The organism is Chryseobacterium oryctis (assembly GCF_025971925.1).
Taxonomy (GTDB): Bacteria; Bacteroidota; Bacteroidia; order Flavobacteriales; family Weeksellaceae; genus Chryseobacterium; species Chryseobacterium oryctis.
The window spans coordinates 349,006-361,570 of record NZ_JAPDHV010000002.1 but is presented as its reverse complement, the minus strand read 5'-3'; the positions used below and the strand labels follow the sequence as shown (position 1 = coordinate 361,570).

Here is a 12,565-nt window from a genome sequence, read left to right as displayed (position 1 = left end):
TCGAAACAAAAAACTTAGAATTCTACTTTTACTTTTTTATTTTCAATTTTTAGCTTCACTTTTCCACCAATAATCAAAGGTCTGTTGTCTTTAATATGACCATTTGGGAAACCAAAAACTACCGGGAATTTATATTTTGAAATTCTTTCAGAAATTAATTTATAAGCAAACTCATCAAAACTTTCTTCATATTGCTTATTGTCTTCTTCATCTCCCATATTGGTCATTCCACCAACAATTAAACCTTTTATTTTTTTGAAAACTCCTGCTAATTCAAGACTCATTATCATTCTGTCAAGAGCATAAAAGTTTTCACCAATATCTTCAATGAATAAAATTTTATCCTTGAAATCATAAGAATATTTAGTTCCTAAGAGTGCATAAATAAGGGCTAAATTTCCACCAACCAATTCTCCTTCAATATTTCCTTCTCTATTAAATTGATGTGATTTTAGGCTATATTTTGGTGTCTTTCCTTTTAAGATATCAAAAATCAAATCATAGCTTTCATCAGTCACACCAAAGCTGGAAGTTTTGATGGTTTGCCCATGAATTGAAGTAAAACCTTTATTCAATAAATAACTTTGAATAACTGTATTATCTGAATAACCTATATACCATTTCGGATTTTTAATGAAATTTTTCAAATTCAAATGCTGGATTAAATGCTGACATCCATATCCACCTCTGGAAGCCCAGATTGCAGAAATTTCTTTGTCATTTAAAGCCCAGTTAATATCTTTTATCCTTTCCTTTTCTGTTCCTGCATAATTGTATCCATTCGAAAACTTAGTATAGAGATGTTCTCCTAAAACAGGTTTGAAACCTTTGTTTTTAATCATCTTAATTCCTTTTTCAAGCTGATTGGCATCTACAGCTCCCGCAGGAGAAATTATAGCTATTTTATCACCTTTTTTTAGTGACTTTGGAAAGATATTTTTCTTCATTTTGCTTTTTGATATTTTACTTCAGTTTTTTCTGCTTCTTCTAATTGCTTATCAAACTGATTGAATTTTTTGAAGCTCTGTAAGAATATAAAAAAACTGAAAATTATAAGAATTCCGCCAACTATTTTTCTGATTTTATTGGCTACTTTTTGCGTTAATTTATCATGAAATTGTTTTGCTAAAAAGATTTTAGCAAGGTCTATACACAAATAAGTTCCAATGACAATGCTTATATAAAGAATAAAATTAGAAGTATCCGGATACTGGTTTCTCACAGAAATAACAGTAACCAGCCAGAATAAAATAACACCCACATTCAGAAGATTAAATAGAAAACCATTCATAAATGTTTTAAAATAATTCTGACTAATGATTTTATCTTCACCGGGTATATGCATTTTTGTTTTCGTTACCATCATTACAATACCATAAATAAAAATAATAAGAGCCGTAATTCTATAAAAACCTGGATGTTTATCTATAATTTTCACCAAATCTGCACTTGCATAATATGATGCAACAATACATAGTATATCAGCAGAAATAACGCCTAAATCTAATGCTAAAGCATGTTTAGGACCTCGGGAAAAGCTGGTTTCAATCAGAAGGAAAAATATTGGTCCTATAAAAACCAGACTTAATAGTGTTCCTAATCCTATTGCATTTCTATAAAATTCAAAATCTAGCATTTTGTAAAATTATGAAATTTACAAATCTTATTATTTAAACTTTCTGATTTAATTAATCAACAATCTTAAAATCCAATTGTTTTTGAATCAAGTTTGCCTTTACCACTTTTATTTGTACTTGGTCTCCCAATTGATATTTTTTACCATGTCTTATTCCGTAAACAGCATGTGTTTTAGCATCATACATATAGGAGTCATCTACTAAATCTCTCAGTTTTATCAAACCTTCCGCTCCGTTTTCAGGGATTTCTACCCAAAAACCAAACTCTGCAACTCCAGAAATCACACCATTGAAAGTTTCTCCCAAATGTTTTTCCATGAATTTCACCTGCATAAATTTGATAGAATCTCTTTCTGCATCAGCTGCCAACCTTTCCATCGAACTACAATGTTTTGCTTTTTCTTCCAGTTCTGGTTTGTTTGGAGATTTTCCTCCATCCAAATAATGTTGAAGAAGTCTATGTGCAATCAAATCAGGATAACGACGAATAGGAGAGGTGAAATGGCTATAATAGGCGAAACCAAGACCATAATGCCCGATTGGTTCGGTAGAATAAACCGCCTTGCTCATACTTCGCATTGCCAAAGTTTCAATCATATTTTCTTCACCTTTGCCTTTCACATCGTGAAGTAATTTGTTTAAAGATTCTGCTACTTTTTTGGTATTTGCTAAATCCATTTTATATCCGAAAGTGGAAACAAAATCTCTCAAAGATTCTAGTTTTGCAGGATCCGGATCATCATGAACACGATAAATAAATGTATTCTGAGTGATATCTCCTTTTTGATTTACAGAAATAAATTCTGAAACTTTTCTGTTGGCAAGAAGCATAAATTCTTCAATCAAATGATTTGCATCTTTGCTTATTTTGAAATAAACCCCAATCGGTTCATTATTTTCATCTAAATTGAATCTTACTTCACTTCTATCGAAAGTAATTGCACCGTTTTTGATTCTTTTCTGACGCATTATTTTCGCCAATTTATCTAAAACCAGAATTTCTTCTTTAAAATCTCCATCTTTACCCTCAATTATTTCCTGTGCTTCTTCATAAGTGAATCTTCTATCGGAATGAATAACCGTTCTACCAAACCATTGTTTCTCGATTTCGGCTTTATCATTGAGTTCAAAGACTGCTGAAAATGTATACTTATCTTCATTCGGACGAAGTGAACAAACATCGTTACTCAAAACTTCCGGAAGCATCGGTACAACACGATCTACCAGATAAACAGAAGTAGCTCTCTGATACGCTTCATCATCCAAAATAGTTCCTGGAACTACATAATGGGAAACATCCGCAATGTGAACTCCAATTTCCCAATTTCCATTTTTCAGTTTTCTTATTGAAAGAGCATCATCAAAATCTTTTGCATCTTTCGGGTCAATAGTGAAAGTTGTAATTCCACGCATATCCCAACGTTTTGCTACCTCTTCATTGCTGATACTTCTGTCGATTTTATCTGCATCTCTCTCCACTTCTTCAGGAAAAGCATAAGGTAAACCATATTCTGCAAGAATAGAGTGAATTTCTGTTTCATGTTCTCCCGGAGCACCTAAAACCTGTATAATTTCACCTTCGGGATTTTTATCTCCAGGTTTCCATTCCGTCATTTTTACAATAACTTTGTCACCATCTTCAGCACCTCCGAATTTTCCTTTAGGAATAAATATGTCTGTATTAATCGTTTTTTTATCACAAACAACAAACCCGAAGTCTTTATGAGTAACAACTTGTAAAGTTCCCACAAATTCGGTTCTTGTTCTTTCTAAAACCTCCAAAACAGAGCCTTCTAATTTTTTACCTTTATAAGTATAGGTTACAATTAAAACTTTATCACCCTGTAAAGCATCTTTTACATTTTTAGAATGGATGAAGATATCATCTTCCAATCCTTCTACATTTACATAAGCGTTTCCGGATTGGTTAAAATCTATTATTCCTGTAAGTGTACCTTTAATATTAAGGTTTACAATATATTTTCCTTTTTCAGTTTCTTTTATTTTTTCTGAACCCTGAAGTTTATGCAAAGCCTGAATTACAAGCTCTCTTTGTCTTGGGTTTTTATAATCAATTCCATCTGCAATCTGTTTATAATTATAGATTTTAGTAGAATTTTCATTCATAAAACGTAGGATTAATCTTCCGATTTCCTTCAGTTTATGTTCATTTTTCTGACTTATATATTTTCTTTTTTTTGGCATTTTATATTTAGTTATTTAATTATAGTTTTAATCTAAAATTAAAACCATTTTAAAATCATCTTAAAAGATAATTTTTAGCATTTTCTTTTTTTACTTTTATTAGTAATTCAACATCATCAATTTTCCTTCCAAATATTTTACAATGGAATTGAAGTTTTTTATAAAATTACTACAAATTATGAAGAAACGGAGAGAAAAACCTTTTATTAAAATGTTTTAATATTTCTTTAGGTTTAAGTGGAAATAATAGACTGGTAAATTCTATTGGACTTTGCAAAGATACAAATTAAAAAATAAATAAGGCTTGTAATTTGATTTACAAGCCTTTATATATTTAGCAAAATGCTATTTTATCAACTCTGTTTTGATGTCTGCCACCTTCAAAATCTGTAGAGATAAATTTATCTACAATTTCAATAGCCAGTTCTTTAGATATGAATCTTGCCGGCATGGAAATCATATTAGCATCATTGTGTTGTCTTGCCAAACTTGCAATTTCAGGCATCCAGCAAAGAGCACAACGAATTTTCTGATGTTTATTTGCTGTAATTTGTACACCGTTTCCACTTCCGCAAATTAATATTCCTAATTCATTTTCCCCATTTTCAACAGAAGTTGCAGCAGGGTGTACAAAGTCAGGATAATCCACACTGTCTGTGGAAAACGTTCCAAAATCCTGAACTTCAAAGTTTTCTGATAAATAGTTTTTAACAATCTCCTTATACTCGAAGCCAGCATGGTCTGCAGCAATAGCTATTTTTCTTTTCATAATACTTGTATTAAGCTTTCTTTAGATTTATTTCGGTACAAAGGTAAGAATAATAACAAAGCTTGTGAGTCATTCGGGAGTAAATTGTGAAAAGCAATGTGAATAACTGTGGATAAGTATGACAAAATAAATATTTGATCGAACTATAAAAATTTGTAATGAAAACTATCTGCAAAAATTTTAACAAATTTTTTAAGAAACTTTCTCAGGAGAATTCTCTAGCTTTTCCATAAATCAGTTATTAATAAAAGAAATTGGGGAAAAGTTATCAATAATTGTTAGTAAAAGACCGAAAAAACAGATTCTCAGAAAATTATAATGTAAATAAGATGTGAATTTATATGAAATTAAATGTTATGAATTATTTCAGAAAAACTTATCCCCTAAACTAACAAGACTCAACAACAAAGACATATTTTTTTTTTTAAGAGAAAAAAAAATGTTGATTAATGATTGTTGGGTCGATGGAAAACTTTTTTGATAACTTTTATCAGGTTGGGGCTTTTCAAAAAGTTTAAAATCTTACATTTGTGAAACGAAAATTCTACGGTATTTATGAAAACAATCAATGATTTCAATTTTAAAGATAAGAGAGCTCTTGTAAGAGTAGACTTCAATGTTCCACAGGATGATCAGCTAAAAGTTACTGATAATACAAGAATTGTTGCGGTAAAACCTACAGTTGATAAAATTCTTAAAGATGGAGGTTCTGTAATTTTAATGGCACACCTTGGAAGACCAAAAGGGGAAGTAAAAGATGAGTTTTCATTAAGACATATTGTAGATGAAGTTTCTAATGTACTTGGTCAGGAAGTAAAATTTGTAGATGAATGTGTAGGTGAGAAGGCTGAACTTGCTGTTTCTGAGTTAAAAGCTGGTGAAATTCTATTATTAGAAAATTTACGTTTTCACAAAGAAGAGGAAAATGGTGATGAAGCTTTTGCTGAACAGCTTTCTAAGTTAGCTGATGCTTATGTAAATGATGCTTTCGGAACAGCTCACAGAGCACATGCTTCAACTGCTGTTATTGCTCAATATTTTCCTTCAACTAAATTTTTCGGTATATTAATGGGCAAAGAACTTCAGGCTATTGATAAAGTTTTGAAAAGTGGTGAACGACCTGTTACGGCTATTTTAGGAGGTTCTAAAGTTTCAACTAAAATTACCATTATAGAAAATATTTTACCTGCTGTTGATAATCTTATTATTGGTGGAGGTATGGCATTTACTTTTATAAAGGCTCTTGGTGGTAAAATCGGAAATTCTTTAGTTGAAGAAGATAAATTACCTTTAGCATTGGAAATTCTTGCTAAAGCTAAAGAAAATAATGTAAAGGTATATCTTCCGTCTGATGCTATTGTAGCTGAAAGTTTTAGCAATGATGCTGAGAGAAAAGAAGTTAATATATACGAGATTAGTGAAGGCTGGATGGGATTAGATGCAGGTTCTAAATCAAGAGATCAATTTAATGATGTATTATTAAACTCAAGAACTATTCTTTGGAACGGACCAATCGGAGTTTTCGAAATGTCTAATTTTGCCGGAGGAACTGTAGCTCTTGGCGATAGTATTGCTGAGGCTACAAAACAAGGTGCTTTCTCTTTAGTTGGAGGAGGTGACAGTGTTGCCTTTGTTAAGCAATTCGGATATGGAGAGAAAGTTAGCTATGTTTCTACAGGAGGTGGTGCAATGCTTGAGAGTTTAGAAGGTCTTGAACTTCCTGGTGTAGCTGCTATAAATAATTAAATTTAATTATATAAATTGAAAGAAAGGGAATCAAATGGATTCCCTTTTTTATTTAATATTCTACTACTAAAAATACTTTTATGCCTAAAGTCTGGCTCCAAGCTTCTATAGTTTCTACTTGAATGTGGATTTTATCATTATTTGCTAAAAAATAACCAGTATTAGCTGTTAATTCTAATTTATTACTAGTATTTAATTGTCCTGTTGCTATAGGATCTGGAGTATTAGTTTTAAGGACTTTTACATTATAAGTTTGACCTCCATATCCACCTTGCCAAGCTTTATCAAAAATAATTTTAATTGAATGGATTGGAACGTTTGGAAGATCAAAAGATACGAGATGTTTGTATCCTACTGTATTTTGTCCTAAATCGGCATAAACTCTATCTTGTACAACACTAGTTTCTTCTTGTATTGTACCATTATTTCGAGATCCTTTTGAAATTATTTTCTTACTTATTTTATAGTAATCGTTGTTTAAGAAAAAAGTATCACGCCCAAAAGGCCTATAGTATGAGTTTAATCCACAATTTTCAAAAACATAGATTGGGTATCCACCTGTATTAAATACTTCATTGCATGATCCATTATTAATAAGTTCCAGATCCGGACATGTATTTATAAATTTAATTTTTGCTGGATGTAAGTATGAATCTGCATTTCTTACTTGATGTTTAAATTTAAAGTTTTGGTAATTAGTACAATTATCAAAAATGAAATTGCCTTTTCCTTTTATATCAATAGTATAAATTGAAGTATCTAGATTGTAACCTCCCATACCACAATTATCAAATTTTGCTGAAAATTCTACATCTTCATTGTCAATTTTTATGAGTTTTGTGTTATCTCTTAGTTCAAATCTAACTCCATTTATTTGTAATTGTGGAGAGTTTCCTGATCCAAATTTATTGGGATCTGCAACATTATTAACTCTGAATATTATTTTTTCTGTAGTGTGTTTTGAAATGATTGAACCCTGATAATATGATATGGTAGAACCAGCATAAAAATCAAATATGATTCCGAAGTTATTTTCAATATCAGTAGAATAAAATCTCCAATTTACTGCTTGCGGATTATTAAGTTTAAAAAGAACTGAGTTTTCTGGAGCATCCTTTATTTTACAATCTCTAAATGTAATTTCAGACATCATTGTATCTCCAGTAACATCTAGAATAGTTTTAAAGTAATTAAAACTACAACCTGTAAATAGTAATGATTGAGCATTTCCATTACCTCCTCCAATTGCATTCATAAACTTACCTGAACCATTTGAAATGAATCCAATATTTGAAAAGGTTGTATATCCAAAAATTTTATCGTTGTTAAATAAAAATTTTTCAGTATTTGGTTCAAATTTTATAATAGTATTTTGATAACCTTCACCTTCTAATATAAATTTTCCCGCATTTACATCTAATGAAGTGTCTATAAGTGTGTCTGTTACTAAAAATTTTCCTGTTGGGATTTTTATTTTTAAGGGTTCTTTCCAACCATTTGTAGTTTGAGATAATTGATAAGCCATTTTAATTACAAATTGCAATAGTTTTGTAATATCTGGATAATTACGATCAATAAAATTATTTAAATTAATAACATTATCGTGAAAAACTGCTTTATAGTAATAACTACCATCTTTTATGTATATTTTATAATTGTTTTCGTCAATCCATAAATCTGTTATATCTTGCCCATCGAGGTTTTTTGTTACTAATTCATAGTTTAGTATTTCTTTTGAATTTGGATTGTGTGTTACTAAAACTTTTGGTGTTGCTGACGTTGTTGTATAAATTGTTTCCATAAAAAGTATATTTTATTTGAAACAAAAATATTTAGTCACAACGTCAAAACTTGGCGCTTAATATATAAATAATAAAAAAGTGGTCAAGTGACCACTTTTTTTATTTAGTTTATTGAACATAAGCTACATAGCATTCATTAATTGCTCCTCCGAAAGATTTAGCAAAGAATGAATAATCTATCCAAAAGTATCCGCTTTGTCCCCATGAAGTTCCCCATGAGTTTTGAACTTTAAAGGCTTGTTTTGCATCGTCATATCCTACGACACAAATGGCATGTCCTCCATAGTTTTTTCCTGAATGAGATTTCCAGATCCAACCTGTAGAACCCATATTATAAAAAGCATCATCTACAGTAACTGCTATAATTACAGGTAATTTCATGCTTAATAATGTTTTTACAGCCGTTAAATCAGTTTTATTTACAGTAGCCCAAGATGTGAATTTATGTGTACTTGCAGCATTTTTTTGAGCAGTATTTGGAAGGGTGGAGCAGCTAGTATCTGTGTATGGCATTTCTGACCAACTGCAAACTCCTTGGTTTTTTATTAAATTCAAACCTGTAGTCACATAAGCACCTTGAGCACAAGTTCCGATTTTTATCTGATTATATACATATTCGGGACTTCTTGTAGCATTTGGAAATGTCATTCCTTTAAAATTGTATTCTAGTGAACTTGCTGCAGCATATGCTGTTGCCCAAGCTACACAAGATCCTTCGGCTCCTTGGTTTCCTACGGGTGAGCTTGTTATCGTATAACTTGAGGGTAATGTCGTTTTTGCAGCTGATGCATTTTTGCCCATGTATTTCATGGTTAAAGCTTCAAGATCTACTTTTTGATAAGATTCATAAGTTTGAGGATCTACAAATTTTGCGCCCAATGAGTACATTTTTTGATTTACCTCTGGTTCATTAGCTTGTTTAATTTCTTCAGATGAATTGTCGCATGAAGAAATTGATAGCATTCCTAATAAAAATGCAATTAATTTAAAGTTTTTCATAAAAATATTTATTTTGGTTTGTAATGCGAATATATAATTTATTCACTTATAATTGATGTATTTATTTTATTTATTTTTGATTTTTGTTGAATGTTATTTATTAGATATGCTCTGAAGTATTACTATTGCTAATATTTTTTAATTTTTTATGATTTTATTTCTATACCTATTTTATTTATATTTTGCTTTTTTAGTTAGTTTTTGTATTGAATATTTTTCATTATTATTTAAAATATTTATCAAATATGTTTTCTTAAATAGTTTTCATATATTTTATTTTTCTATTTTATTTAAAGATTTGATGTAGATTGAATTTTCAAAGTTTATTAAAATGTAATATTTAAATCTTAAGAAACAATTTTGAAAAAATTATATAAGAATTTTATTTTAGTAATTTTTTAATTTCTGATCAAACAACTGAATTTTTGATTTAAGTCTAAATCAAATAAATTTTACAAAAATTCGAATTGCACAAAAAATAAACTCGGGAAAATATCCCGAGTTTTTGTTTTTTAATTTGAAAACGACAAAAATCGACCTTCAGAAATAGGGTAAAAATCGATTTTCTATTTTTTTTCGATAATATATATCAAACTTGAAAATTCGTTTGAAAATAATGCTTTTACGTTCGAAATCGTTCCGTGGATGATCGCTTTTAGCCAAAAAAGAGACGATTTTTGATATTTCTCGCTCAACATGGAAATGTAATATGAGTCTAGAAGTAAAGGTTTAATTTTTCTCATTTTCCAGTTTGGCTTTTTTGAAATCAGATTTTCCATTCCTTTTTTTGAAAAATGATAGATGTGTCTAGGTACATCATACGCTGCCCAAAATTCTTTGTAATGCTTTGCATCATAAGAAGTAGGGTTGGGAACAGCTATGATTAATAAACCTTTGTCTTTTAATTTTTTATTGAAAATCTCAAGCATTTCATCTTGATTTTCTATATGCTCGAAAACGTGCCATAAAGTTATAGCATCTAAACTCTTATCTTCAATAAGATTGATATTGTCTAAAATTGTAGCCTTTGAAATTTTATTTTTTGCAGCTTTTTTTGCATCTGAGTCTGGCTCAAACCCAAATGTCTGAAAATCATTTTCTATATATTTTACAAATTCTCCTGCTCCGCAACCATAGTCTAAAACTTTAGAATTTTTATCGATTCTATCTAAAAGAATTGTTTTTTTGTACTGTAAATTGAAAGACTGTAAAAATTTGTAGAGTTTTTCTTTTAAACCTCCTGAATCCTGATGGTGGGAAATGTAATCTTCACTTTCGTAATATTTTGAAATGTTGGATGGAATAGGGGAGGTCTTGAAAACACCTTTTGTTTCAGTTTCCTTAATTTCAAAAATTTCTTGTGATAGAAAATGATCTTTTATTTTCATTTAATTTTCATTCATTTAAATTAAAAATTAAGATATCTAAAAGTTAAAATAAGCTCATAAATACCTTAATTTTCGATTCTATTTTATTTATGTTTCACGTGAAACATTTTTAATTTAACGTCCTAAATAGACAAGTAAAACGTTTATATCGGCAGGTGAAACGCCACTTATCCTTCCTGCTTGTGCTATAGTTTTTGGTTTTACTTTTGACATTTTTTGTTTAGCTTCTGCGGAAAGACTAGATATTTTAGAATAATCAAAGTCTTCAGGAATTTTAATATTTTCCAAACGATTTAGTTTAGCAACATTTTCTTTTTCCTTTTCTATATAGCCTTTATATTTAATATTAATTTCAGCTTGTTCCCTTACTTCATTATTGAACGTGGAAGAAACTTCATTAATAAAATCAATTTCGTCAAGTTTTTCTAATGTCATATTAGGTCTTGTAAGTATTTGTGCTGCTCTGAATGCTTGATCAACAGGACTACTTTCAATACTCTCAAGAATAGGATTGATAATACCTGGTTTTAAAGAAGTTTCTCGAAGAAAGTTCTCAAGTTGTTCACTTTTAGCTAGTTTATCTTCAACTTTTCTTAATCTTTCTTCTTTTGCTAAACCTAACTGATAAGATTTTTCTGTTAATCTGATATCAGCATTATCTTGTCTTAAAAGAAGTCTGTATTCTGCTCTTGATGTGAACATTCTATAAGGTTCTTCTGTACCTTTAGTAATTAAATCATCAATTAAAACTCCAATATAAGCCTCATCTCTGTTAAGAATAAATTCTTCTTTTTCATGTACTTTGTTATGTGCATTTATACCAGCAATTAAACCTTGACCTGCAGCTTCTTCATAACCTGTTGTACCATTGATTTGACCTGCAAAATATAAATTATCAATTAATTTTGTTTCTAATGTATGCTTTAATTGAGTAGGAGGGAAGTAGTCATATTCAATAGCATAGCCCGGACGAAATACTTTTACGTTTTCAAAACCAGGAATGTGTTTCATAGCTTTTATTTGTACATCTTCAGGTAAGGAAGAGCTGAAACCGTTAACATAAATTTCTACTGTTTTCCATCCTTCAGGTTCTACAAATAATTGATGTCTGTTCCTTTCTGCAAAACGATTGATTTTATCTTCAATACTAGGACAATATCTGGGTCCTAAACTCTGAATGGTACCATTAAACATTGGACTTCTATCAAATCCTTCACGTAAAATATCATGTACTGTTTCGTTTGTGTAAACGATATGACAGCTTAATTGTTTAGTTAATTTAGGGGTATCTAAATAGCTGAATTTCTGAGGATTTTCATCACCTTTTTGTTCTTCCATTTTAGAATAATCAAGGCTTCTTCCATCTACTCTGGGTGGAGTACCTGTTTTCATTCTTCCGGCTTCAAATCCTAAAGAAACAAGTTGTTCTGTGATACCAAATGCTCTCGGTTCTCCCATTCTTCCACCTCCTAATTGTTTGTCTCCAACGTGTATTAATCCGTTTAAGAAAGTTCCGTTTGTAAGAACTACAGATTTACTTTTTATTTCGATTCCTAACGAAGTTATTACTCCGGTTACTTTATTATTTTCAACAATAAGTTGTTTTACCATATCCTGAAAGAAATCAAGATTTGGAGTGTTTTCTAGTGCTAATCTCCACTCTTCTGCAAAAAGCATTCTGTCATTCTGCGTTCTTGGAGACCACATTGCAGGGCCTTTAGAAAGATTAAGCATTTTGAATTGAATTGCAGATTTGTCAGCTACAATTCCGGAATAACCTCCCATTGCATCTATTTCACGTACAATTTGTCCTTTTGCTATACCACCCATTGCAGGGTTGCAGCTCATTTGTCCAATTGTTTGCATATTCATTGTAATAAGCAAAGTTTTTGAACCTAGATTGGCAGCAGCAGCAGCAGCTTCACATCCTGCGTGACCTGCACCTACTACAATTACATCATATATTTCTGAAATCATTTTATTGCTTGTTTTAAGCCTTAAATTTTAATCTTTTTTACA

The 12,565-nt window shown here is 30.4% G+C and carries 9 protein-coding genes; 1 reads left to right on the top strand and 8 read right to left on the bottom strand.

The genetic code is table 11. From position 1 onward, the window contains the following. Positions 1-14 precede the first annotated feature (14 nt). From OH806_RS05430 to rpiB, 4 genes are all read right to left on the bottom strand, one after another. On the bottom strand, positions 15-947 hold the full coding sequence (locus tag OH806_RS05430; RefSeq protein WP_264742655.1) for a S66 peptidase family protein: 933 nt from the start codon (positions 945-947) through the stop codon (positions 15-17). Beyond that, positions 944-1,636: a LysE family translocator gene (locus OH806_RS05425; protein ID WP_264742654.1), complete on the bottom strand. Its 693-nt coding sequence runs from the start codon at positions 1,634-1,636 to the stop codon at positions 944-946. The genes OH806_RS05430 and OH806_RS05425 overlap by 4 nt, the downstream gene beginning before the upstream one ends. A gap of 52 nt (positions 1,637-1,688) precedes the next feature. Continuing rightward, a complete protein-coding gene (gene rnr, locus OH806_RS05420) occupies positions 1,689-3,842 on the bottom strand; it encodes a ribonuclease R (RefSeq protein ID WP_264742653.1) in 2,154 nt (717 codons plus the stop codon). A gap of 334 nt (positions 3,843-4,176) precedes the next feature. Next, positions 4,177-4,611: a ribose 5-phosphate isomerase B gene (gene rpiB, locus OH806_RS05415; protein ID WP_264742652.1), complete on the bottom strand. Its 435-nt coding sequence runs from the start codon at positions 4,609-4,611 to the stop codon at positions 4,177-4,179. A 555-nt stretch (positions 4,612-5,166) separates the two neighbouring features. On the opposite strand from rpiB, the gene OH806_RS05410 reads away from it, so the two are divergent. Continuing rightward, positions 5,167-6,357, top strand: coding sequence for a phosphoglycerate kinase (locus OH806_RS05410; RefSeq protein WP_264742651.1), 1,191 nt, complete (start codon positions 5,167-5,169; stop codon positions 6,355-6,357). A gap of 52 nt (positions 6,358-6,409) precedes the next feature. On the opposite strand, the gene OH806_RS05405 is transcribed toward OH806_RS05410, so the two are convergent. The 4 genes from OH806_RS05405 to mnmG all read right to left on the bottom strand — a co-directional run bounded on the left by OH806_RS05405 (position 6,410) and on the right by mnmG (position 12,523). Beyond that, the gene (locus OH806_RS05405) at positions 6,410-8,158 is read right to left on the bottom strand and encodes a hypothetical protein (protein ID WP_264742650.1); all 1,749 of its coding nucleotides are present in this window, start codon (positions 8,156-8,158) and stop codon (positions 6,410-6,412) included. A 109-nt stretch (positions 8,159-8,267) separates the two neighbouring features. After that, on the bottom strand, positions 8,268-9,158 hold the full coding sequence (locus OH806_RS05400) for a C1 family peptidase (protein WP_264742649.1): 891 nt from the start codon (positions 9,156-9,158) through the stop codon (positions 8,268-8,270). Positions 9,159-9,724: 566 nt separating this feature from the next. Next, entirely contained in the window at positions 9,725-10,546 is an 822-nt protein-coding gene (locus OH806_RS05395) for a class I SAM-dependent methyltransferase (RefSeq protein WP_264742648.1), read from the bottom strand. Positions 10,547-10,660: 114 nt separating this feature from the next. Beyond that, complete coding sequence (gene mnmG, locus OH806_RS05390) at positions 10,661-12,523, bottom strand: tRNA uridine-5-carboxymethylaminomethyl(34) synthesis enzyme MnmG (RefSeq protein WP_264742647.1); 1,863 nt, start codon at positions 12,521-12,523, stop codon at positions 10,661-10,663. Positions 12,524-12,565: the final 42 nt, after the last annotated feature.